We start from the raw sequence: 22,262 nt of genomic DNA on the forward strand, positions 1-22,262 counted from the left end.
TCGGATTTGAAAAGCCCTAACAGGGCCAGATTGCCGGGCCTTGCGAAAAAATTTCGTGCCGCATGACCGTACCTGGTGCGATCGAGTAACGGGCGGCAAGCCCCGCATTCACCTCAAGAACCGCAAAGACCGAATCGCCGCCCTCGATTGGGGTCAGATCCCCCGGTACGGCATCGGAATGAACACGGGTCACCAAACCTGTGCGATCCAGAAAGATCATGTCCAGCGGGATCAAGGTGTTCTTCATCCAGAATGCGACCGGCTGGGGCGGATCGAACACGAACAGCATCCCTTCGCCCTGAGGCATGCTTTCGCGGAACATCAAACCCTTTGCCCGCTCCTGCGGGGAAACTGCCAATTCGACCAGAAACCGGACCTGTGCCTTGTCATTGCGAAGGTCCACCCGGTCAGACCGGCATTCAGCAAAGGCGCCTTGTGACAGAAAAATACTCAGAAGAAGACAGGCCAGAATCCGCATCACGCGCAGCGCTCAGTCATTGAGCGCGGATTCCCACGCAAGCACTTGTGCGGCCATGCGGCCCCGCTTGCCGTCGATGACCCGCATCGCCAGCGCCTCGCCCGGTTGGAGATCCGCCAACCCGGACCGGCGCAGAACTTCGATATGCAGAAACACGTCCTCGCTGCGACCAAAGACATTGGCAAAGCCGAAACCCTTGCTCTTGTCGAACCACTTGACCCGCGCGGCCTCGAGCGGCGCATGTGCGATCTCATTGGGATCCATTTCGGCGAAATCCGCCAGCATCACCGAGTCGGCCCGCTCGGGCGGATCAATGCTCACGACCTCAACCGCTTGAACGCCACGATCGGTGCGGTGAGTCATGATCTCAATGCCCGCGCCATCCGCGACCGAGCTTTGCCCGAAGTTCCTCAGAACGTTCACGTGCAGCAGGATATCAGGACCGCCATCGTCGGACACGACAAAGCCATACCCCTTTGCAGGGTCAAACCATTTTACGTGTCCACGAACGCGGTACATGCTGTTCAGGTCTTCTGGCACGGTGTTCCCATCACGAGATTCAAAGGGTCGTTAGGGGTCTGATGTGTATGGAAACGTCGGGCAAATTCAAGCTGAAAAAATTCAGACATTTCCGGGTGTTGCATTTCACGATACGCGAACGTCATGGATTCAACCTCTGTACGTTCCACTTTTGCTCGGACGGGTCGCGCCGCCAGCGGAACCTGTCGTGCAGCCGAAAGGCACCATCCGCCCAAAACTCGATTTCAACCGGCGTCAGCCTGTAGCCACCCCAGAATTCGGGCCTCGGCGGGTTGGATCCCAGCTTTGCCGTCACCTTTGCAACTTCGGCCATCAAAGCAGCCCGGCTGCTCAGAGGTTCCGACTGTCGCGATGCCCAGGCACCCAGCCGGCTTTTCAGCGAGCGTGACGCATAATATTCGTCGGCCAAGGGACCGTCTTCTTTGGTGATTGTACCACGAACCCGGATCTGACGCCGCAGTGATTTCCAGTGCATCACAAAGGCGGCTTTGCCGGCCGCATCCAGCTCTTGGGCCTTGGCACTGTGATAGTTGGTATAGAAAACGAAGGAGTCCGCCTCGATATCCTTCAGCAACACCATCCGTGCGTTCGGCATACCATCGGGGTCCACGGTCGCCAGGGCAATCGCGTTCGGATCGTTCGGTTCCGTCTTTTCGGCCTCGGCCAACCAACGGGCCGCGATCACGAACGGATCGTCACCGGCAAAGATGCCGTTTCGCTCACTCATGTCCATCCCCTGGAACGAATTGAACATGACCCTACGGCGAGAACCCGCCCCGGGCAAGAGTGCACGGCCTTGATGCAGCGCAATCAATGGCATAAACCAACGCAACACATCGCGACGACAGGCGGAGAACCGAACATGTCAAATCAGTTGATGGCCGGCAAGCGCGGCCTCATCATGGGACTGGCCAATGACAAATCAATCGCATGGGGAATCGCCCGCGCCTTGTCCGAAGCCGGAGCCGAACTGGCTTTCTCTTATCAGGGGGATGCACTGAAAAAACGGGTCGACCCGTTGGCGGCCCAACTGGGGAGCGAGATCGTCCTGCCCTGTGACGTCAGCGACGAAGAGTCGATCGATGAGCTGTTCGCAGCGCTGAAAGAAAAATGGGGCAAGCTGGATTTCGTCGTCCACGCCATTGGTTTCTCCGACAAGAACGAACTTCGCGGCCGCTATGTCGACACGTCGCGCGCGAATTTCAAGCTGACGATGGATGTGTCGGTCTACTCCTTCACCGCCGTGATGCAACGCGCCGAGAAGCTGATGACCGACGGCGGCAGCGCCATCACCCTGACCTATTATGGTGCTGAGCAGGTCATGCCGCATTACAATGTCATGGGTGTGGCCAAGGCCGCGCTCGAGGCGTCGGTGAAATACCTGGCCGAGGACCTGGGCAAGGACAACATCCGCATCAACGCGATCTCGGCCGGGCCGATCAAGACCCTCGCCGCCAGCGGCATCGGCGACTTCCGCTACATCATGAAGTGGAACGAGTACAACTCTCCCTTGCGCCGCAACGTGACCATCGATGACGTGGGAAAATCGGCCCTTTATCTTCTGTCCGACCTCAGCAGCGGCGTGACCGGTGAAAACCTGCACGTTGACTCGGGTTATCACATCGTCGGCATGAAAGCCGTCGACGCGCCGGATGTGGAAAAGGGATAAGACCATGAGCGCAAAGGACCGCCTGCCACACGAAAAAGGCTTTCATATCAGCTGGGACCAGATTCACCGCGACTCGCGCGCACTGGCCTGGCGGCTGGACGGTCAGGGACCGGATGAGGGCGCATGGCGCGCCGTCGTCGCGATCACGCGTGGCGGCATGGCACCTGCGATGATCGTCAGCCGAGAGCTGGACATCCGCACCGTAGATACGATCAGCGTCAAATCCTATCACCATCAGGAACGTGGCGAGGCAGAGGTGCTCAAGGCCCCCGATGCCGATCTGATGGGGGATGGTGAGGGCGTGCTGATCATCGATGATCTGGTCGACAGCGGCAAGACGCTGGAACTGGTGCGCAAGATGTACCCCAAGGCCCATTTCGCCACGGTCTATGCCAAGCCCAAGGGCCGCCCGATGGTCGATACCTTCATCACCGAGGTCAGCCAAGACACCTGGATCTTCTTCCCTTGGGATATGGCCCTGCAATATGTCGAGCCCTATCGCGGCACCGACTGATCCCACTTATCCACCACAAATCAGCAAGACCGGACACCCGATGACATTGACCCGCACCGCCGCCACCTTCGCCCCTCCGGTGATGGAGGCGCGGCGTTGGCTCGAAGGGGTCACGTTCTCGGATGACCGCCCGCTGATCAATGTGAGCCAGGCGGCGCCGGTCGATCCGCCGCCGCTGGCGCTGCGGCAGGCGATGGCCGATTTCGCGATCAATCAGGACGCCGCACATCTCTACGGCCCGGTACTGGGCAACCCCGATCTGCGCGCGGAGCTCGCGCGTGAGATCGGCGATCACTACGCTGCCGAGGTTCGGCCGGAGCAGACAGCCATCACCTCGGGCTGCAATCAGGCCTTTGCCTCGGTCATCTCGGCGATCACGGATCAAGAGGATGAGGTCATCCTGCCAACGCCTTGGTATTTCAACCATAAAATGTGGTTGGACATGGCCGGTGTCAAAACGGTTGATCTGCCGACCGGGTCGGACCTGCTGCCCGATCCGGAACAGGCGCGCGCGCTGATCACCAAGCGCACGCGCGCGATCGCGTTGGTCACACCCAACAACCCGGGTGGCGTCGAATACCCGGCGGATCTGGTCCGTGCCTTCTATGACCTGGCGCAACAGCATGGCCTGCGCCTGCTGGTCGATGAAACCTATCGTGATTTCGACAGCCGCAGCGGCCCGCCACACGCGCTGTTCCAGCAGCCCGACTGGGACCGGACGCTGGTGCATCTCTATTCCTTCTCGAAGGCCTACCGCCTGACCGGCCACCGCGTGGGCGCGATCGCCACAGGTGCGCCGCTGCTGGCCGAGGTCGAGAAATTCCTCGACACCGTCGCCATCTGCCCCGGCCAGATGGGCCAGTTCGCGGCGCTGTGGGGGATGCGGAACCTGTCGCAGTGGCTGGCGGGCGAACGCGCCGAGATTCTGGATCGCCGCGCCGCAATCACCGAGAACATGCCCCGCCTCATCGACAAGGGTTGGCGGCTGCTGGGTCTGGGGGCTTATTTCGCCTATCTCGAACATCCGTTCGACATGCCGTCGGACGAACTGGCGCGCAGATTGGTCTCCGAGGCCGGTATTCTGCTGTTGCCGGGCACCATGTTCATGCCCGACCACGACCCCGCCGGGAAACGTCAGGTGCGCATTGCTTTCGCCAATCTGGACCGTGCTGGAATCGGGTTATTGTTCGACCGCTTGAAGGCCCTGTCCTTCTGAGCTTGCCCCCCGGCATCCCGCGTCGTATTCAGGGCCGCAACAGTCACGGCAGAACCCTGCCGCAAGATCCAAGAGGGCACTATGGCCGCAGGCATTAACAAACTCTCCAAAACCTTCGTCTGGATTCTCATGGGCATGCTGATGCTAGGTCTTGCCGGTTTTGGCGCCGTCAACCTCAGCGGAACGGTTCGCACAGTCGCCCAGGTCGGGGATGAGGACGTTTCGGTCGATGCCTATGTCCGCGAGCTGCAGCGCGAAATCCGCGCAGTCGAGGCGCAGACCGGTCAACCGATGCAGATGTCACAGGCCCGGGAACTGGGGTTGGATCAGCGGGCCTTGGGGCGTCTGGTTTCGTTGGCAGCCCTGAACAACGAGGTCGCACAGCTGGGTGTTTCGATCGGTGATGCCAACCTGCAGAAGGAAATCGTCGGCATTCAGGCCTTTCAGGGCCCTGACGGATCTTTTGACCGCGAAGCCTACCGGTTCCAGCTGGAACAGATCGGCATGACCGAAACCGAGTTCGAGGAAGACCTGCGAAAGGAAACAGCACGGACAATTGTCCAAGGCGCGATGATGGGCGGAGTTGAAATGCCCGCGATCATGACCAAAGCCCTGGCCGACTATGTTCTCGCTCGCCGCAGCTTTACCGTCGCAACTCTTTCGCCGGACGCTCTGACGACCCCGATCTCCGAGCCAACAGACGCCGATATCCAAGCATATTACGACGCGAATACCGATCGGTTCACCCTGCCGCGCACCAAAAAGATCACCTACGCCGTTCTGTCGCCGGAGATGCTGCAGGATAAGGTCGAAGTAGACGAAGACGCACTCAAGCGTCTGTATGAACAACGCAAGGACCAGTATCAGCAAGCCGAACGTCGTCTGGTTGAGCGGCTGGTCTACCCCTCGGAGGAAGAGGCGACTGCGGCGATGGCGCAGCTGGAAGTCGGCGGAGCGGATTTTGAGCAGCTGGTACGCGAGCGCGAACTTGAACTGAGCAGCGTCGATCTGGGTGATGTGACCCGCGAAGATCTGGGCGAGGCCGCGGATGCCGTTTTTGCCGCAGAGATTGATCAGGTCGTGGGCCCCCTGCCCTCGGTCTTTGGTCCGGCCCTGTTCCGGGTCAACGGATCGCTGGCCGAACAGAACGTGAGCTTTGAGGACGCCGAACCGGAACTGCGTGCAGAGCTGGCCGGCGAACGCGCCCGGCGCCTGATTGAGAGCCAGGCCGAAGACATCAACGACATGCTGGCCGGCGGCGCCACGCTGGAAGAATTGGCCAACGAAACCGAAATGGAGCTTGGTAAGATTGACTGGACCCGTCAAAGCGATGACGGCATCGCCGCGTATGACGGCTTCCGCCAGGCTGCGCAGGCCGTCCGCGAAGATGATTTCCCTGAAATCGGATTCCTCGAGGATGGTTCGATCTTTGCCCTGCGACTGGATGAGGTTCTGCCGCCGCGCCCCGAGCCGCTGGAGTCCGCACGCGACCGCGTCGCCGCCGCATGGGTACAAGAACAGACAGCCAAGGCGCTTGAGGAACAGGCCAACGGCATCGTGACTCAATTGGCCGTCGACGGTGACTTCACGGCGACCGGGCTGCCATTCCGTGTCGAAAACGCGCTGACCCGGACCGCCTTTTTGGACAACGTCCCGGCCGACTTCATGACCCAGATTTTTGAGATGGAGCCCAATGAACTGCGCGTGATCGCGGGACCGGATGCGGCATTCATCGTGCGGCTGGACGAGGTTCTTCCGCCTGCGGAAACCGACGAACAGCGCCTGATGCAAGAGGCCGCTGCCGCTCAGCTGAACCAGGCACTGGCCCAAAACATTTTCGACATCTATGTGCGCGACGCTCAGACACGCGCGCAGCCGACCCTGGACCAGCGCGCGCTGAACGCGGTTCAGGCCAACTTCTGACCGGAACGAAAATGGCTCTGACACCCGATTTCGACAGCTTTGCCCGCGCCTATGAGGCCGGACAGAACCAGGTCGTTTATACCCGTCTGGCCGCGGATCTGGACACACCGGTTTCGCTGATGCTCAAGCTGACGGGCGCCCAGAAGGACGCCTTCGTGCTTGAATCGGTGACCGGAGGCGAAGTTCGCGGGCGGTATTCGATCATCGGGATGAAGCCGGATCTGATCTGGCGCTGTCGGGGCGAAACCTCGGAATTGAACCGTTCGGCGCGGTTTGATGCGGATGCGTTCGACGCGCAAGATGGCAACCCGATGGACAACCTGCGCGCGCTGCTCGCCGAAAGCCGCATCGACCTGCCCGATGACCTGCCCCAGGCTGCGGCCGGCCTGTTCGGTTATCTGGGTTACGACATGGTGCGCCTTGTCGAATACCTGCCGGATGTGAACCCCGATCCTTTGGGCCTGCCGGATGCGATACTGCTGCGCCCGTCGGTGGTTGCGGTCCTGGACGGCGTGAAAGGCGAAGTCACCATTGTGTCTCCGGCCTGGGCCAGCGACGGGCAGTCAGCCAAGGCAGCCTACGCACAAGCGGCCGAGCGTGTGATGGACGCGGTTCGCGACCTGGAACGCGCGATGCCCTCGGAGTCGCGGGATTTGGGCGAAGCACACGAGATCGCGCCGCCGGTATCCAACTTCACCAAGTCGGGCTACATGGAAGCCGTGGAAAAGGCCAAGGAGTACATCCGGGCTGGTGACATCTTCCAGGTGGTTCCGGCACAACGCTGGACGCAGGATTTCCCGCTGCCGCCCTTTGCGCTGTATCGTTCCTTGCGCCGCACAAATCCGTCGCCGTTCATGTTCTATTTCAACTTCGGTGGCTTCCAGGTGATCGGCGCCAGCCCCGAAATACTTGTGCGCGTGTTCGGCAACGAAGTGACCATCCGGCCGATCGCCGGAACACGTCCTCGCGGTGCCACCCCCGAAGAGGACAAGGCGAACGAGCTGGATTTGCTGGCCGACAAAAAGGAACTGGCCGAGCACCTCATGCTGCTGGACCTGGGCCGCAACGACACAGGACGCGTGTCCAAAATCGGCACCGTCCGCCCGACCGAGGAATTCATCATCGAGCGCTACAGCCACGTGATGCACATCGTGTCGAACGTTGTGGGCGAGTTGGCCGGCGACAAGGATGCCCTGGACGCCTTCTTTGCCGGGATGCCGGCGGGCACAGTGTCAGGTGCACCGAAGGTCCGGGCGATGCAGATCATCGACGAGTTGGAGCCCGAAAAGCGCGGTGTCTACGGCGGCGGTGTCGGCTATTTCAGCGCCGGTGGCGACATGGACATGTGCATTGCGCTGCGTACGGCCATCGTGAAGGACCAGAAACTGTATATCCAGGCCGGTGGTGGTGTCGTCTATGACAGCGACCCCGAGGCCGAATACATGGAAACCGTGCACAAATCGAATGCCATCAGGCGAGCCGCGGCGGATGCGGCGCGGTTCACCGGATCCGGGAATTCATAAAAAAAGGCGGCCAATCTGGCCGCCTTTTCTTCTTTTTCTGCACTGATTACTGGATCTGGCTTTTCATCACCGCCGAGATCGGGGCCAGGGCAACTCGGTTGCCGCGATCCTCAAGCCCCCAGAGCAACAACGCCGAAATTGTCTCGGGCCGCAATCGGCCCAGCATCACAACTGCGCCTTCCTGCCCGGCACGAAAAGCTGCCTGGTCCAGGAACCGGCGCATGACCGTTGGATCCTGACGCGCACCGTCGATGTCGCGGAACACCACACTGGATGGAATGCCATTCCGCGCGGCCAGCTTTTGGACGGTGTTCAACCCGTTGTCCTGCACGACCAGCCCACGGCCCGTTCCTGCCGCGATGGCAGCCACCTGATCGGCCAACTTGCGGTTGCCCTGTATCCCGGTGTTCACGCCCTCGAGCAGGCCAACGGTTTCAGGCAAGGTTTCAAGCCAGACCGCCAGCGAAACTTCGGCATCCTGCGCGCTGGCCGCCTTTGGCAGGTCGGTCAAGGCCAGAACCTCGAACCCAGCCTCGCGATAGCGCTTCATCTTCTCCGCCGCTTGCGGATCCGAAGGGCTGACCGCAAAGCTCAGCGGATACGGAAAATCCTTCAGCGCCTCGGCCCCGAACGCACCTTCGTCATCGATCAGGATGATCGACATCAGAGGTTTGGCATCCGGGTTGTCAAAGGCGGCGGCATAAGCATCGATCGGCTTACCGGGCATGCCCTCACCCTCTGCCGGCTGATCGGCCGGGGCATCATCGCGTTCGGTCAGCGGGATCACGCGTTTGCCGGCAATCGAAGATGAGGCCGTTGCCTGTTCGCCGCCGATCTGGGGCAAGGCCGCGATCCGGGCCCGTTTGCGGGGCTGCGTGTCTTCGTCCCCCTCGACCGCGATCGGGCTGTCGCCGGTTCCGGTCGGTTGATCCGGCTCAGGTGTCGACGGCAGCGCGGCTGTTTCCGGCGCCGGGGTCGCCTCGAGTTCCGCATTTGCCGCGGTCTCTGGTTCGGCGGTCTCTGGCTCGACGGTCGTGACCTCTTGCGCCGGGGGCTGTGGTGCGGCCGGCGGTGTCGCGTCCACGGTAACGGGCTGGACCTCCTCGTCCGGACTGGAGGGAACCGGTCCGGGCGCCGGGGGCGCGGCTGGCGCGTCGGTCGTCACATCGACCGACGCGGCGTCTCCCGCACCCGGGTCGTTCAGGCCTGCCACGGTGTCACCGACCTGCGGACGATCATCCGGCTCGGCCTGAATGCCATCCAGTCCAGTGGCCCCATCCGCCGTATCGTCCAGCGCCTCCAACGCTCGTGGTGCGATTTCGACAAGATCGGAATCCGGACCAGCGCCCTGCACTTCCGTATCCGCCTTGGGCAGATCGGCTTCCACCGCGGCTGGCGCCGCTGTCTGAATATCCGGTTTGCTGCCAAGTGGCGTGTTCAGGGAAAGCACTGCGCCCAGAACCAACACAACGACCGCGCCGGCGATCATTCCACCGATAAATCCGCCCATCTGTTCTTGCCTCTCGTCTTTCATCCTGCCTCGGCAGCCAGTGCACCGTCTCTGCGGCACTCACCCGTCCGGTCGCCTTGTTGGGGTTGTCCCCTTGACGCTGCCGCACAAGCCTGAGCATGTATGTCCCGACACTATACCGTGGCGCGGGGCTGTATCGCCAGTCCGAATTGCCCAAACACAAGACAAGTGCCAAATGCTGCTGCTGATCGACAACTACGACTCGTTTACCTACAACCTTGTCCACTATTTGGGCGAATTGGGCGCGGAAATGGTCGTGCGCCGCAATGATGCGCTGGATGTGCAGGAAGCGATGGCCATGAACCCTGCCGGCATCTTGCTGAGTCCCGGCCCTTGTGATCCTGACCAGGCAGGGATCTGCCTCGCCCTGACCGAGGCAGCTGCGGAAACGCGCACGCCTTTGATGGGTGTTTGTCTGGGTCACCAGACCATCGGTCAGGCCTTTGGCGGCAAGGTCGTGCGGTGCCACGAAATCGTGCACGGCAAAATGGGAACCATGCATCACACTGGCAAAGGCCTGTTCGCCGGCCTGCCGTCACCGTTTGAGGCGACCCGCTACCACTCACTGGTCGTCGATCGGGATACCCTGCCCGATTGCCTCGAAATCACGGCAGAGTTGGAAGACGGCACCATCATGGGCCTGCAACACAAAGAGCTGCCGATCCACGGTGTTCAATTCCACCCGGAGTCGATCGCCTCGGAACACGGCCACGCTCTGCTGAAGAATTTCCTGAACGAAATGAAAGTCCCCGCATGAGTGACGCGCTGAAACCGCTGATCGGAGCTGCGGCCGATCGCGCCCTTACCCGTGCCGAAGCCGAACAGGCCTTTGAGATCCTGTTTGAAGGCCGCGCCACGCCCAGCCAGATCGGCGGTCTGTTGATGGCCATGCGGACGCGCGGCGAAACGGTCGAGGAATATGCCGCCGCTGCCGCCGTGATGCGCGCGAAATGCAACGCGGTCAAAGCGCCATCTGGCGCGATCGACATCGTTGGAACCGGCGGCGACGGGAAAGGCACGCTCAATATCTCGACCGCAACGGCTTTTGTCGTGGCTGGCGCGGGCGTGACCGTGGCCAAGCACGGCAACCGGAATCTCAGCTCGAAATCCGGGGCCGCCGACGCATTGGGACAGATGGGAATCAACGTGATGGTCGGGCCGCAAGTCGTTGAAAAGGCTTTGCAGACCGTCGGCATCGGGTTCATGATGGCGCCCATGCATCACCCGGCCATCGCCCATGTCATGCCCACCCGGCAAGAGCTTGGTACCCGAACCATCTTCAACATCCTTGGCCCCCTGACCAACCCCGCCGGTGTCAAGCGGCAGCTGACCGGAGCCTTCAGCCGCGACCTGATCCGACCGATGGCGGAAACCCTTGGTCTGCTCGGGGCCGAGCACGCCTGGCTGGTACATGGCTCGGACGGGACCGACGAGTTGACGATTACTGGCATCAGCTGGGTCGCGTCGCTTGAGGACGGACGGGTGAAAGAGGTCGAACTGCATCCCGAAGATGCGGGCCTGCCGGTTCATCCGTTTGAAGATATTCTGGGCGGAACACCCGAGGAAAACGCCGTCGCGTTCCGCGCATTGCTGGATGGCGCGCCGTCGGCCTACCGGGATGCGGTCCTGCTGAACGCGGCTGCGGCCCTTGTGGTCGCCGAAGCTGCACCGGACCTGAAACAAGGCGTCGAAATGGCCGCCGAAAGCATCGACAGCGGCAAGGCGAAAGACAAGATTGCTGCTCTGGCACAACTCACACAGGAAGCCGCATGACCGAAACCGTTCTGGATAAGATCAAGGCCTACAAGCTGGAAGAAGTCGCCGCCGACAAAGCCCAAGTTCCCCTTGACGAGGTCGAGCAACAAGCCCGCGAAGCGTCTGAAACGCGCGGCTTTGTGGATGCTCTGCGCACGGCCAGTCGCCGCGGTTATGGTCTGATCGCCGAAATCAAGAAGGCAAGCCCGTCCAAGGGTTTGATCCGTGAGGATTTCGATCCGCCCGCGCTGGCAAAAGCCTATGAAGAAGGTGGCGCCGCCTGCCTTTCGGTTTTGACCGACACACCCAGCTTTCAGGGCGCCAAGGGCTTCCTGACCGCCGCCCGGGCTTCATGCTCGCTTCCGGCACTGCGCAAGGACTTCATGTATGATCCCTATCAAGTGGTCGAAGCGCGGGCACTGGGTGCCGACTGTATCCTGATCATCATGGCATCGGTCGACGATCAGCAAGCCGCCGAACTGGAACAGACCGCGTTTGACTGGGAAATGGATGTCCTGATCGAGGTACATGACGAGGCCGAGCTTGAGCGCGCGGCCGATCTCAAAAGCCCTCTCATTGGAATAAACAACCGCAATCTCAAGACGTTCGAGACCTCGCTTGATACCACTCGCCGCTTGTCCAAGCTGGTTCCCGCTGACCGCATGATCGTGTGCGAAAGCGGGCTGAACACCCCGGAAGACCTTGCGGATATCGCCCGCTATGGTGCCCGGTGTTTCCTGATCGGAGAAAGCCTCATGCGGCAGCAGGACGTCGCCGCCGCGACCCGTCACATCCTGTCGAACCCGCTGGTGCCGGGGGTCATGTGATGCCCTTGACGCATTTTGACAGCGACGGCCAGGCCCATATGGTCGATGTATCGGACAAGGACACGACAAACCGCGTCGCCGTTGCAACGGGTCACGTGAAAATGGCGCAACAAACATTTGAAATCATTTCCGAAGGCCGCGCGAAGAAGGGCGATGTTCTTGGGGTTGCCCGGTTGGCCGGGATCATGGGGGCAAAGAAGACACCGGACCTGATTCCGCTGTGCCATCCCTTGCCTGTCACCAAGGTGTCGGTTGACCTGACATTGGACCCGGACCTGCCGGGCGTGCAGATCGAAGCGACGGTCAAGACCACCGGTCAGACTGGTGTCGAGATGGAGGCCCTGACAGCTGTGTCTACCGCGGCGCTGACCGTCTATGACATGGCCAAAGCCGTTGACAAGGCAATGGAAATCGGCGGGATCCGCGTTCTGCTGAAAGATGGCGGCAAATCAGGTCGTTACGAGGCGAAATGATAACGGTTGAAGAAGCCCGACAGTTGCTGTTCGGCCTGGTAGCCACCATGCCCGAAGAGCAGATTGCGCTTGCTGACGCGGCCGGTCGAGTGCTGATGCGGGATGTCAAAGCCGAGCGGGATCAACCCCCGTTTGCCGCTTCTTCAATGGATGGATATGCGCTGAAGTCGGCCGAAGTGGAACGTCACGCGATGTTCAAGGTCATCGGTGAGGCCGCCGCTGGCCAGCGTTTCACCGGCACGGTTGGCCCGGGCCAGGCGGTTCGGATCTTCACCGGGGCTCCGGTCCCCGAGGGGGCAGATTTCGTCGTCATCCAGGAAGATACCGACCGGCGCGGCGATCTGTTGACGATCACGGAAGAACCCGGCCAAAAAACCAACATCCGACCGGCAGGCGTGGACTTTACCATCGGCGATGTAGTTAGTGCACCACGAGTCCTCTCGCCCGAAGATCTTGCATTGCTGGCGGCGATGAATGTTCCAACCGTCTCAGTGGCCAGCAAACCTCAGATCGTGCTGATCGCTACGGGAAACGAGCTGGTCATGCCGGGCGAAACTCCGGGACCTGACCAGATCATTGCCTCAAACTCGTTTGGCATCAAAGCGTTGCTCGAGAAAGCTGGCGCAAATGTTCGCATGTTGCCAGTGGCACAGGACACCCTGTCATCGCTGGAAACCGCGTTTGGCTTGGCCGAAGGCTCCGATCTGGTCGTGACAATTGGCGGAGCGTCGGTGGGTGACTACGACCTTGTGGCCGAAGCATCGCATCGGCTGGGGCTCGAGCAATCCTTCTACAAGGTCCTGATGCGCCCCGGCAAGCCGCTGATGGCCGGGCGGCTGGGTGATGCGACGATGATCGGGTTGCCCGGCAACCCGGTCAGCGCGATGGTTTGCGGATATCTCTTCCTGGTCCCCTTGGTCAAAAAGATGCTGGGCATCCAGACTGTTGACCCGATTCTCCATCAGGCCATCTTGTCGGATGCCCTTCCACCAAACGGCCCGCGCGAGCATTACATGCGCGCTCGATTGGAAAGCAATGGGATACGCGCATTCGAGGATCAGGACAGTTCGCTGCTCAGCGTTCTGGCGCGGTCGAACGCCTTGCTGATGCGCCCTCCAAACGATCCCGCGCGGGCTGCGGGGGAAACGGTGTCCTACCTGGCCATCTAGGTTCAGTCGGCAAATCCATTGACACAAAACGTGAACATGCGTAGAACAAAAGAAAACGTATGGGCAACGAGGTGTGAGCGATGCTGACCAAGAAGCAATTGGATTTGCTGGAATTCATCCACAAACGCGTTCAGGCGGACGGTGTTCCACCCAGCTTTGACGAAATGAAAACGGCGTTGGACCTGAGATCCAAATCCGGCATCCATCGGTTGATTACCGCACTGGAAGAGCGTGGATTCATCCGGCGTCTCGCCCACAGGGCGCGCGCGATCGAGATCGTGAAACTGCCCGAGAGTCTTGGAGGCGAGCCGACCGCCGGCTTCACGCCCCGCGTGATCGAAGGTGACAAGCCCAGCATGCCCCGCCCCGCCAATGTCGATCCTGTGTCGGTGGACGCTCTCGAACTTCCGGTGATGGGCAGAATTGCCGCCGGTGTTCCTATCGAGGCGATCAGCCACATTTCCCATCATGTTGCGGTACCGGGCACGATGGTATCGGGCCGTGGCGAACACTATGCCCTTGAGGTGCGGGGAGACTCCATGATCGACGCCGGTATCAATGACGGGGACGTGGTCGTGATCCGCGAAACGTCTTCGGCAGACAATGGCGACATCGTCGTGGCTTTGGTCGAAGATCAGGAGGCAACCCTGAAAAGGTTTTTTCGGCGCGGCCAGGCGATCGCGCTCGAGGCCGCCAACCCCGCTTACGAAACGCGGGTATTGCCCGAGGACAAAGTCAAGGTTCAAGGGCGTCTCGTCGGACTTATTCGGACTTACTGAAGCCGTCGGGCCGAGCCGGTGACCAAAGGCGCGGCCCCGTCGCATCAGCGCTGCTGAACATCTTTCCTTGGCGGATCGCAAGGCTGCCGGTCTTTCGCAGTCGGTCAGGATCAAAAACGGCGCAGTCACCGGTCAGTTTGATCGGCACGGCAGAGACCACGAGTTCGCCCGGTCGGCAAACGGTGACCTGCTGCGCCGCGCGCTTGCCCGTGATGTGGACCAGCTGGAAATCCTCTAAAGGATATCGCTGAACAAGATCTGGGGCCGATGGCCACCGGCCCGCGGCCTCCGGCTGGGTTGCTCCGTCTCCATCGTTTTCAAGCCAGACCGAAGCGACGAACCCAGCGCCTTTTTCCTTGCTCAACGCGCGACCCTTCTCGGTCATCACCCCGACCAAACCACCTGAATCGGCGATCAGCACCTCGGGCCGCTGGCCTTGTCCCCAGAATACTGCGGCGAACGCCATCGGAAAAACTCCAACCCAGCGGCTGCGTCCCTGCCACAAAATGACCCACAGCGCACCCAAGGAAAACAGCGGCAGGACAAAACCGGGCGAGCTGGCAACGAAGCCCCGTGCACCATCCAGGCCGGACACCCAGTCCGAGACGGCCAGGATCCACGCCAGTCCGATACCCATAACATGGATCGCAACGGCCTCGAGCCCGAAAGGCGCGAGGATCGCTGCCAGAACTGCCGAGGGAACCACGACGGATCCCATAACCGGCACGGACAGGGTGTTGGCCAGCAAGCCGTAGTACGACACCATGTTGAAATGTGCCGCACCAATTGGGGCCGTCGCCAAACCAGCGACCGCCGAGGAGCACAGAAGCCCACCCACCGGGCGCAACCACTTGGGCACTCTTGGAACCTCAACGTCGCGAAGGGCACCGAAAACCGCGACCAGTGCTGTCGTGGCGGCAAAGGACATCTGAAATCCGGGGCTGAGCAATGATTCGGGGCGAAGAAACAGCACCAACAGCGCCGCAACCGCGACGGCCCGCAAAGATATGGCACGCCGATCGATCAAAACCGCCCCAAACAGAACCGATACCATCACGAAGGCGCGCTCGGTCGCGACATTGCCCCCAGAAAGCAACAGATAGAGCGTTGCAGCGATCAGCGCGCAGACCGCGGCAACCTTGCGAACCGGCCACCGCAACGCCAAGGCGGGCAAGGCCGCAAGCAGTACCCGGCAAGTCACAAAGACGAACCCCGTCAACAACCCCATATGCAGGCCGGAGATTGCAAGCAGATGGGCAAGGTTCGACGCGCGCAAATTGTCCAAAGCGGCGGCGCTGATGCCGCTGCGATCCCCGGTCGAAACAGCTGCGGCAAAGCCACCGACATCACCTGGCAGCACTTCTCTCACTCTGTCGGAAATGGCCATGCGCACGGCAGCGACACGCACCCCGGCCTCAAAGCGGGACGGAGCGGCGGTGACCACTGGCGTGCGCGCGTATCCGACCGCGCCCAAGCGCTGAAACCAGGCGTGTCTGCGAAAATCAAAGCCGCCGGGTTCGACGGGACCTTGCGGCGGTGACAGATGGGCCGTCGTCATAACGCGTTGCCCTGGCACAATCGGTACATGGTCGCCATGCAACGAAAGTCGGATGCGCCGCGGGGCTTGGTCCGACGGAACGTCCCCGATCCGTACCTGGTCCAGCGTAACCCGCAGCGCATCCGAAGCAGAGCGATCCAACGCCACGACCCTCCCCTCAACCGGGCCGTAATAGCGCCATTTCAAAACCGGCTCTGCAACCATGTGAGCGCGAGCACCCGCCAGGATGAACCCAACGGCGACCAGCGCCCCCCCTATAGCCAACGGAGCCCAGGCAGACGACATCCGGCGGCTGGCCCAAATGGCAAGCAGGGCCAACCCGGACAGGCCCGAATAAATCCGCGCATCCGGCTCGAACCGGATTGCGAAATACAGGCCTATGCCGATGGCCAGACAAACCGGAGACCAAGGCAAAAGGTGCCCTCGCTGGATTAGCAACGCACCTTCGACCCACGCCACAACACGCATGGTTGCCCCCGTCCTTGAGGCTCGTTAGACAGGCTCGACTCTACGCTCAACGCGGTTACCAAAAGGTTAATCACTATAATGTCCGATCAGGTCGTCACCCGATTTGCACCCTCGCCCACCGGCTATCTGCACATTGGCGGAGCCCGTACTGCGCTGTTCAATTGGCTTTACGCCCGTGGTCGAGGCGGAAAGTTCCTGCTGCGGATCGAAGACACGGACCGCGAACGGTCAACGCCCGAAGCGACCGAGGCCATCCTCAAGGGCATGAGCTGGCTCGGGCTCGACCACGACGGAGATGTCATCAGCCAGTTCGAGGGCGCAGCTCGTCACGCCGAAGTCGCGCATCAGCTGCTGGCAGAAGGCAAAGCATACAAGTGCTTTGCGACCCAGGAAGAAATCGCGGCCTTTCGTGAACAGGCCCGGGCCGAGGGCAAGTCGACCCTGTTCCGCAGCCCGTGGCGCGACGCCGACCCCAGCACACACCCCGACCGCCCCTTCGTTGTGCGGATCAAGGCTCCGCAGGATGGCACAACCGTCATCCGCGACAAGGTCCAAGGTGACGTAACCATCCGAAACGATCAGCTGGACGACATGGTCCTCCTGCGTTCGGACGGCACACCGGTCTATATGCTGGCGGTGGTCGTTGATGACCACGACATGGGTGTGACGCATGTCATTCGTGGCGACGACCACCTGAACAACGCGGCGCGGCAGATGATGATCTATGAAGCCATGGGCTGGAAAGTTCCGGTCTGGGCGCACATCCCGCTGATCCACGGCCCTGACGGAAAGAAACTCAGCAAGCGGCACGGCGCATTGGGCGCGCAGGAGTATCAGGCCATGGGCTATCCTGCCGCCGGTATGCGAAACTATCTGGCGCGCCTGGGCTGGAGCCACGGGGACGACGAGTTCTTTACCGATGAACAGGCCAAGGAATGGTTCGACCTGGACGGAATCGGGAAAAGCCCGGCGCGGTTCGATCTGAAAAAGCTCGAGAACTTGTGCGGGCAGCACATCGCCATATCCGATGATGCTGCATTGCGGCAAGAAATCGAAGAATATCTGGACGCCGCTGGCCTGCCTGCGCTGACAGAAACACAATCGGGTGATTTGGAACGTGCGATGTATTGCCTCAAGGATCGGGCGCGTACATTTCCGGAACTCCTTGAAAAGGCGCATTTTGCACTGACTTCGCGACCGATCGAGCGCGATGAGAAGGCAGAAAAGGCGCTGAGTTCTGTATCCGACGGTATACTGGATCAATTGACGCCGCAGCTGCAAAATGCTAGCTGGACCCGGAACGAACTGGAGGAGACCCTCAATTCGTTTGCCGAGGCAAACGGGTTGAAGTTCGGCAAGCTGGCTGGCCCCCTCAGGGCTGCGTTGGCGGGTCGGGCCGTCACACCTTCGGTTTTTGACATGATGCTCGTGCTGGGTCGGGATGAGACCATTGCACGGATTTCTGATGCAGCGGCACAGTCCTGACTTCACATTCGGGTAACGCTGCTCCGCTACGACCTGACTCGCGCAGCCTTGCGCGATCACCGCCCGTTTTGTCGGTCAGCGAGCCGGCATTCGTATGATTGAGGAAGGGAAAACATGACCGAGAGCAACAAGACAGCGACTCTGACCGTCCACGGAAAAACCTATGAGTTGCCAGTTCATTCGCCAACGGCCGGACCCGACGTAGTCGACATCCGCAAGCTCTACGGTCAGGCCGGCGTGTTCACCTACGACCCGGGCTTCACTTCGACCGCAAGCTGCGACAGCACCATCACCTATATCGACGGTGAAAAGGGCGAATTGCTGCACCGTGGCTATCCGATCGACCAACTGGCCGAGAAATCGCACTTCCTCGAAGTGTGCTTCCTGCTGCTGTACGGATACCTGCCCAAGGCCGACGAACTGGAAGAGTTCGAAACGACCATCACCCGCCACACCATGATCCACGAGCAGATGCACTATTTCTTCCGTGGCTTCCGCCGCGACGCGCATCCGATGGCTACGATGGTGGGCGTGGTCGGAGCCATGTCGGCTTTCTATCACGACTCGACTGACGTGGGCGACGAGCGCCAGCGCGAAATCGCGACGCACCGCCTGATCGCCAAAATGCCGACAATTGCGGCGATGGCATACAAATACTCGATCGGTCAGCCGTTCATCTACCCGCGCAATGACTTGGACTACGCGTCGAACTTCCTGTACATGTGCTTCGCCGTTCCGGCCGAGGACTACGTCGTCAACCCGATCCTCAGCCGCGCCATGGACCGGATTTTCACCCTGCACGCCGATCACGAGCAGAACGCCTCGACCTCGACCGTGCGTCTGGCTTCGTCGTCGGGCGCGAACCCGTTCGCCTGCATCGCGGCCGGTATCGCCTGCCTCTGGGGCCCGGCGCACGGCGGCGCCAACCAGGCCTGCCTCGAGATGCTGGAAGAGATCGGCAGCGTCGACCGCATCCCCGAGTTCATCGAACGCGCCAAGGACAAGAACGATCCGTTCCGCCTGATGGGCTTTGGTCACCGCGTGTACAAGAACTTTGACCCGCGCGCCAAAGTGATGAAGCAGTCGGCCGATGAGGTTCTGGACTTGCTGGGCATCGAGAACAACCCGAAACTGCAGGTCGCCAAGGCGCTTGAGAAACAAGCACTGGAAGATCCGTATTTCGTCGACAAGAAGCTGTTCCCGAACGTCGATTTCTACTCGGGCATCATTCTCGAGGCGATGGGTTTCCCGACCTCGATGTTCACCCCGATCTTCGCGCTGTCGCGCACCGTTGGCTGGGTCAGCCAGTGGAAAGAAATGATCGCCGATCCTCAGAACAAGATTGGCCGCCCGCGCCAGCTGTACCTGGGCGAAACTCTGCGCGACTACGTCGACATCGAAAACCGCTGAGACAGACAAAAGGCCCCGCCATCGAGCGGGGTCTTTTCTTATTGGAACAGTGACAATTGATCCCCGGCCCGCGCAGGCCGTGCAAAGAGGTCGCAACGCAGTTTGGGAGTTGTGGTCGCCAAGCCAAGTCGCGCAATCGCAGACTTGAACCGCTTGGCGACCATTTCGGCGTAGACTCCCTCGCCGCGCATCCGATGCCCCCACCGCGGGTCGTAGTCCCTGCCCCCGTGCATTTCGCGCAACCGCGCCATGACCTTTTCGGCGCGACCAGGCTCGTGTTCGGACAACCACTCCTGCCACAGTTGCGAGACTTCGCGGGGCAACCGTAGCATGATCCAACTGGCCGCATCCGCGCCGGCGTCGCGGCCCGCCTCCAACAGCGCTTCAAGCTCGTGATCGGTCAGTCCTGGAATGATCGGGGACGTCATGACGCGCACGGGAATCCCGGCCTCGGTCAACTTTCGGATCGTGCGCAGCCGACGTTTTGGCGCAGGGGCACGCGGTTCCATCCGCCGCGACAGGCCAGAATCCAACGTGGTCAGCGAGATGCCGACCCGGACCAGCCCGAGGGCGGCCATCGGCGCGAGAATGTCGATATCCCGTTCGAGCAAAGCACCCTTTGTCACGATCGCAACCGGGTGGTTGAAATCTCTCAGAACCTCCAGGCAGGCCCTTGTGATCGAAAGTGTTTTTTCGATCGGCTGATACGGGTCCGTATTTGTACCCAGCGCAATCGGCGCCACCTTGTACCGCGCGGACGAAAGCTCGCGCGCAAGCACATCAGGCGCGTTCGGACGTGCGATCAGTCGCGTTTCGAAATCCAACCCGGCAGATAGACCGAGATATGCATGTGTGGGTCGGGCAAAGCAGTAGACGCAACCGTGTTCGCACCCGCGATACGGGTTGATCGACCGGTCAAATGGCAGATCGGGTGACTTGTTGTAGGTGATCAGAGACTTCGCGACCTCGTCCCGAACCGAGGTTCGCAAGGGAGGCAGAGGCTCGGGATCCTCCCAGCCGTCATCGACCGCTTCGTGCGCATACGCCTCGTACCGACCAGCATCGTTCGATACGGCACCTCGCCCGGAAATAGTGTGGCGCAACGGCATATTTGTTCCCTCTTTGTTCACGTAATTCCTAGCATCTGCGGGTTTCCGCGGCAAGTCTGCCATCACAGTTGCCGGCCTTGTCTCAAGCACAGAACCCATGAATACCGCTCAGAAAGATCATGTGAAATTTGGCGTCGAGCGCGGCAAGATTTTCACCTATAGGTCGGTCTCGGAACCGCCGAGGTCGCAATCGTCACAGTCTAACTGCGGCGAAATGGCCAAAACGGGAAAAACAGCCACCAAGGGCGCAAGGCCCGCCAGCTCAGGGAAATGACCCATGTCCGATGAAGAAGACATCGTCCTGTCGGAACTCAACGACGACGAACTCGTCGAACAGATGTTTGATGACCTCTACGATGGTCTGAAGGAAGAGATCGAAGAAGGCGTGAACATCCTGCTGGAACGTGGATGGGCACCTTATGACATTCTGACCAAGGCGCTTGTCGGCGGCATGACTATCGTCGGCCAGGATTTCCGCGACGGCATCCTGTTCGTGCCCGAAGTTCTGCTGGCCGCCAACGCGATGAAGGGCGGCATGGCCATCCTCAAGCCTCTGCTGGCGGAAACCGGCGCTCCGCGCGTTGGCAAGATGGTGATCGGCACCGTCAAGGGCGACATCCACGACATCGGCAAGAACCTCGTCTCGATGATGATGGAAGGCGCCGGTTTCGAGGTTGTCGATATCGGCATCAACAATCCGGTCGAAAACTACCTGGAAGCGCTTGAAACCGAGCAGCCTGATATTCTGGGCATGTCGGCCCTGCTGACGACGACCATGCCGTACATGAAAGTGGTCATCGACACGTTGGTCGAACAGGGCAAGCGTGACGATTACATCGTGCTGGTAGGCGGCGCCCCGCTGAACGAAGAGTTCGGCAAGGCGATCGGCGCTGACGCCTATTGCCGGGACGCGGCGGTTGCGGTCGAAACCGCCAAGGAGTTCGTCTCGCGCAAGCACAACCAACTGGCGGGTTGATCCTGCACGCCTTGTTTTGTCAAAGCCGCCTGTCCGGGCGGCTTTTTCATTTCCGGGCCGTGGCATCACAACGAGATCGAAACTCAGGTGCCGAGTGTGTGATCCCAAAGGCCGCGAACTTGCATCCGGGGCTTTTTCGCAGTCATTTGACATTGGAACCTTGCGGAGGCGAAACATGCCGCAGCACGACATGCCTGACGACAAACGCCTGACGGAAAAGGGCTTTGACGAGATGGATGCACAGCAAAGCATCCTGTTGATCGCCTGCGGCGCGTTGGCGCGCGAGATTCTGGACCTGAAAACACGCAACGGCTGGGACCACCTTGCTCTGACGTGCTTGCCTGCCATCCTGCATGTCTATCCCGAACGGATCACTCAGGCCGTCGAGGATGCCGTCGCCAAGCATCGCGACCAGTATGACCGGATTTTTGTCGTCTATGCCGATTGCGGGACCGGCGGACTGTTGGAGCAGGCCTGTAAACGACTGGGTGTCGAAATGGTGCGGGGACCGCACTGTTATTCCTTCTTCGAAGGTAACGACAAATTCGCCGAACGCGACGACGATGAGACTACGGCCTTTTACCTGACCGACTTTCTGGCCAGACAATTTGATGCGTTCGTCTGGAAACCGCTGGGGCTGGATCGGCACCCGGAACTGCGCGACATGTATTTCGGAAATTACACCAAGCTGATCTACCAAGCGCAGACAGATGACCCCGAACTGACCCGTCGGGCACAGGAATGCGCCGATCGGATGGGGCTGGAGTTCGAACGCCGTTTTACCGGATATGGCGATCTCGAGACCGCGCTGAAAGACTGGGCCGACGCACGCCCCAATTCTTCCTGATTGGCCCCCGAA

At 60.7% G+C, this 22,262-nt stretch carries 21 protein-coding genes; 15 read left to right on the forward strand and 6 right to left on the reverse strand.

The window, feature by feature from the left end; translation table 11 throughout:
* Positions 1-16 precede the first annotated feature (16 nt).
* From AC2FML_RS03205 to pdxH, 3 genes are all read right to left on the reverse strand, one after another.
* Positions 17-478, reverse strand: a complete 462-nt coding sequence (locus AC2FML_RS03205) for a DUF192 domain-containing protein (protein ID WP_496782015.1) — start codon at positions 476-478, stop codon at positions 17-19.
* A 12-nt stretch (positions 479-490) separates the two neighbouring features.
* Complete coding sequence (locus tag AC2FML_RS03210) at positions 491-1,018, reverse strand: cold-shock protein (RefSeq protein WP_093962172.1); 528 nt, start codon at positions 1,016-1,018, stop codon at positions 491-493.
* 121 nt (positions 1,019-1,139) lie between these two features.
* The gene (gene pdxH, locus AC2FML_RS03215; RefSeq protein ID WP_170338455.1) at positions 1,140-1,745 is read right to left on the reverse strand and encodes a pyridoxamine 5'-phosphate oxidase; all 606 of its coding nucleotides are present in this window, start codon (positions 1,743-1,745) and stop codon (positions 1,140-1,142) included.
* A gap of 135 nt (positions 1,746-1,880) precedes the next feature.
* On the opposite strand from pdxH, the gene fabI reads away from it, so the two are divergent.
* The 5 genes from fabI (at position 1,881) to trpE (ending at position 7,863) form a co-directional block, all read left to right on the forward strand.
* Positions 1,881-2,687 carry an enoyl-ACP reductase FabI gene (fabI, locus tag AC2FML_RS03220; RefSeq protein WP_170370522.1) on the forward strand — a complete coding sequence of 269 codons (807 nt, stop codon included), beginning with the start codon at positions 1,881-1,883 and terminating at the stop codon, positions 2,685-2,687.
* 4 nt (positions 2,688-2,691) lie between these two features.
* On the forward strand, positions 2,692-3,201 hold the full coding sequence (gene gpt, locus AC2FML_RS03225; RefSeq protein ID WP_149774418.1) for a xanthine phosphoribosyltransferase: 510 nt from the start codon (positions 2,692-2,694) through the stop codon (positions 3,199-3,201).
* Positions 3,202-3,241: 40 nt separating this feature from the next.
* A complete protein-coding gene (locus tag AC2FML_RS03230) occupies positions 3,242-4,417 on the forward strand; it encodes an aminotransferase (protein WP_496734832.1) in 1,176 nt (391 codons plus the stop codon).
* Positions 4,418-4,498: 81 nt separating this feature from the next.
* Positions 4,499-6,340 carry a peptidyl-prolyl cis-trans isomerase gene (locus AC2FML_RS03235; protein WP_496781939.1) on the forward strand — a complete coding sequence of 614 codons (1,842 nt, stop codon included), beginning with the start codon at positions 4,499-4,501 and terminating at the stop codon, positions 6,338-6,340.
* 11 nt (positions 6,341-6,351) lie between these two features.
* Entirely contained in the window at positions 6,352-7,863 is a 1,512-nt protein-coding gene (gene trpE / locus AC2FML_RS03240; protein ID WP_170359089.1) for an anthranilate synthase component I, read from the forward strand.
* Positions 7,864-7,909: 46 nt separating this feature from the next.
* Here trpE and AC2FML_RS03245 read toward each other — a convergent pair whose 3' ends face one another.
* The gene (locus tag AC2FML_RS03245; RefSeq protein WP_496781941.1) at positions 7,910-9,373 is read right to left on the reverse strand and encodes a divergent polysaccharide deacetylase family protein; all 1,464 of its coding nucleotides are present in this window, start codon (positions 9,371-9,373) and stop codon (positions 7,910-7,912) included.
* Between the two features lie 196 nt (positions 9,374-9,569).
* On the opposite strand from AC2FML_RS03245, the gene AC2FML_RS03250 reads away from it, so the two are divergent.
* The 6 genes from AC2FML_RS03250 (at position 9,570) to lexA (ending at position 14,397) form a co-directional block, all read left to right on the forward strand.
* Positions 9,570-10,151, forward strand: a complete 582-nt coding sequence (locus AC2FML_RS03250; protein ID WP_170338975.1) for an anthranilate synthase component II — start codon at positions 9,570-9,572, stop codon at positions 10,149-10,151.
* The gene (gene trpD, locus AC2FML_RS03255; RefSeq protein WP_170359083.1) at positions 10,148-11,167 is read left to right on the forward strand and encodes an anthranilate phosphoribosyltransferase; all 1,020 of its coding nucleotides are present in this window, start codon (positions 10,148-10,150) and stop codon (positions 11,165-11,167) included. Before AC2FML_RS03250 ends, trpD begins: the two co-directional genes overlap by 4 nt.
* Complete coding sequence (gene trpC / locus AC2FML_RS03260; protein ID WP_170402909.1) at positions 11,164-11,976, forward strand: indole-3-glycerol phosphate synthase TrpC; 813 nt, start codon at positions 11,164-11,166, stop codon at positions 11,974-11,976. Before trpD ends, trpC begins: the two co-directional genes overlap by 4 nt.
* On the forward strand, positions 11,976-12,449 hold the full coding sequence (gene moaC / locus AC2FML_RS03265) for a cyclic pyranopterin monophosphate synthase MoaC (RefSeq protein WP_496781943.1): 474 nt from the start codon (positions 11,976-11,978) through the stop codon (positions 12,447-12,449). Before trpC ends, moaC begins: the two co-directional genes overlap by 1 nt.
* Complete coding sequence (locus AC2FML_RS03270; protein ID WP_496781945.1) at positions 12,446-13,618, forward strand: molybdopterin molybdotransferase MoeA; 1,173 nt, start codon at positions 12,446-12,448, stop codon at positions 13,616-13,618. Before moaC ends, AC2FML_RS03270 begins: the two co-directional genes overlap by 4 nt.
* Before the next feature lie 80 nt (positions 13,619-13,698).
* Entirely contained in the window at positions 13,699-14,397 is a 699-nt protein-coding gene (lexA, locus tag AC2FML_RS03275) for a transcriptional repressor LexA (RefSeq protein ID WP_170390251.1), read from the forward strand.
* Here lexA and AC2FML_RS03280 read toward each other — a convergent pair.
* Positions 14,381-16,423 (reverse strand): ComEC/Rec2 family competence protein, encoded by a 2,043-nt coding sequence (locus AC2FML_RS03280; protein WP_496781947.1) that lies wholly within the window; start codon positions 16,421-16,423, stop codon positions 14,381-14,383. The genes lexA and AC2FML_RS03280 overlap by 17 nt on opposite strands.
* Before the next feature lie 78 nt (positions 16,424-16,501).
* Between AC2FML_RS03280 and gltX the strand changes: the two genes are divergently transcribed.
* Positions 16,502-17,908 carry a glutamate--tRNA ligase gene (gene gltX, locus AC2FML_RS03285; RefSeq protein ID WP_170363384.1) on the forward strand — a complete coding sequence of 469 codons (1,407 nt, stop codon included), beginning with the start codon at positions 16,502-16,504 and terminating at the stop codon, positions 17,906-17,908.
* A 114-nt stretch (positions 17,909-18,022) separates the two neighbouring features.
* Positions 18,023-19,318: a citrate synthase gene (gltA, locus tag AC2FML_RS03290; RefSeq protein ID WP_170338439.1), complete on the forward strand. Its 1,296-nt coding sequence runs from the start codon at positions 18,023-18,025 to the stop codon at positions 19,316-19,318.
* Positions 19,319-19,356: 38 nt separating this feature from the next.
* On the opposite strand, the gene AC2FML_RS03295 is transcribed toward gltA, so the two are convergent.
* Positions 19,357-20,427: a PA0069 family radical SAM protein gene (locus AC2FML_RS03295; RefSeq protein ID WP_496781949.1), complete on the reverse strand. Its 1,071-nt coding sequence runs from the start codon at positions 20,425-20,427 to the stop codon at positions 19,357-19,359.
* Between the two features lie 277 nt (positions 20,428-20,704).
* On the opposite strand from AC2FML_RS03295, the gene AC2FML_RS03300 reads away from it, so the two are divergent.
* Both AC2FML_RS03300 and AC2FML_RS03305 read left to right on the forward strand, forming a co-directional pair.
* Positions 20,705-21,403 (forward strand): corrinoid protein, encoded by a 699-nt coding sequence (locus AC2FML_RS03300; RefSeq protein WP_093962188.1) that lies wholly within the window; start codon positions 20,705-20,707, stop codon positions 21,401-21,403.
* A 175-nt stretch (positions 21,404-21,578) separates the two neighbouring features.
* Positions 21,579-22,250 (forward strand): DUF1638 domain-containing protein, encoded by a 672-nt coding sequence (locus AC2FML_RS03305; protein WP_170442821.1) that lies wholly within the window; start codon positions 21,579-21,581, stop codon positions 22,248-22,250.
* Positions 22,251-22,262: the final 12 nt, after the last annotated feature.

The organism is Ruegeria sp. BHSC029 (assembly GCF_059613085.1).

What these genes read in the sequence shown, in the direction of transcription:
- AC2FML_RS03230 (WP_496734832.1), top strand. Translation starts at nt 3,242, where the DNA reads ATGACATTGACCCGCACCGCCGCCACCTTCGCCCCTCCGGTGATGGAG.
- AC2FML_RS03245 (WP_496781941.1), bottom strand. Translation starts at nt 9,373, where the DNA reads ATGGGCGGATTTATCGGTGGAATGATCGCCGGCGCGGTCGTTGTGTTG.
- trpC (WP_170402909.1), top strand. Translation starts at nt 11,164, where the DNA reads ATGACCGAAACCGTTCTGGATAAGATCAAGGCCTACAAGCTGGAAGAA.
- AC2FML_RS03235 (WP_496781939.1), top strand. Translation starts at nt 4,499, where the DNA reads ATGGCCGCAGGCATTAACAAACTCTCCAAAACCTTCGTCTGGATTCTC.
- trpE (WP_170359089.1), top strand. Translation starts at nt 6,352, where the DNA reads ATGGCTCTGACACCCGATTTCGACAGCTTTGCCCGCGCCTATGAGGCC.
- moaC (WP_496781943.1), top strand. Translation starts at nt 11,976, where the DNA reads ATGCCCTTGACGCATTTTGACAGCGACGGCCAGGCCCATATGGTCGAT.
- AC2FML_RS03250 (WP_170338975.1), top strand. Translation starts at nt 9,570, where the DNA reads ATGCTGCTGCTGATCGACAACTACGACTCGTTTACCTACAACCTTGTC.
- pdxH (WP_170338455.1), bottom strand. Translation starts at nt 1,745, where the DNA reads ATGAGTGAGCGAAACGGCATCTTTGCCGGTGACGATCCGTTCGTGATC.
- AC2FML_RS03300 (WP_093962188.1), top strand. Translation starts at nt 20,705, where the DNA reads ATGTCCGATGAAGAAGACATCGTCCTGTCGGAACTCAACGACGACGAA.
- gpt (WP_149774418.1), top strand. Translation starts at nt 2,692, where the DNA reads ATGAGCGCAAAGGACCGCCTGCCACACGAAAAAGGCTTTCATATCAGC.
- trpD (WP_170359083.1), top strand. Translation starts at nt 10,148, where the DNA reads ATGAGTGACGCGCTGAAACCGCTGATCGGAGCTGCGGCCGATCGCGCC.
- AC2FML_RS03205 (WP_496782015.1), bottom strand. Translation starts at nt 478, where the DNA reads ATGCGGATTCTGGCCTGTCTTCTTCTGAGTATTTTTCTGTCACAAGGC.
- AC2FML_RS03305 (WP_170442821.1), top strand. Translation starts at nt 21,579, where the DNA reads ATGCCGCAGCACGACATGCCTGACGACAAACGCCTGACGGAAAAGGGC.
- fabI (WP_170370522.1), top strand. Translation starts at nt 1,881, where the DNA reads ATGTCAAATCAGTTGATGGCCGGCAAGCGCGGCCTCATCATGGGACTG.
- AC2FML_RS03295 (WP_496781949.1), bottom strand. Translation starts at nt 20,427, where the DNA reads ATGCCGTTGCGCCACACTATTTCCGGGCGAGGTGCCGTATCGAACGAT.
- AC2FML_RS03280 (WP_496781947.1), bottom strand. Translation starts at nt 16,423, where the DNA reads ATGCGTGTTGTGGCGTGGGTCGAAGGTGCGTTGCTAATCCAGCGAGGG.
- AC2FML_RS03270 (WP_496781945.1), top strand. Translation starts at nt 12,446, where the DNA reads ATGATAACGGTTGAAGAAGCCCGACAGTTGCTGTTCGGCCTGGTAGCC.
- lexA (WP_170390251.1), top strand. Translation starts at nt 13,699, where the DNA reads ATGCTGACCAAGAAGCAATTGGATTTGCTGGAATTCATCCACAAACGC.
- gltX (WP_170363384.1), top strand. Translation starts at nt 16,502, where the DNA reads ATGTCCGATCAGGTCGTCACCCGATTTGCACCCTCGCCCACCGGCTAT.
- gltA (WP_170338439.1), top strand. Translation starts at nt 18,023, where the DNA reads ATGACCGAGAGCAACAAGACAGCGACTCTGACCGTCCACGGAAAAACC.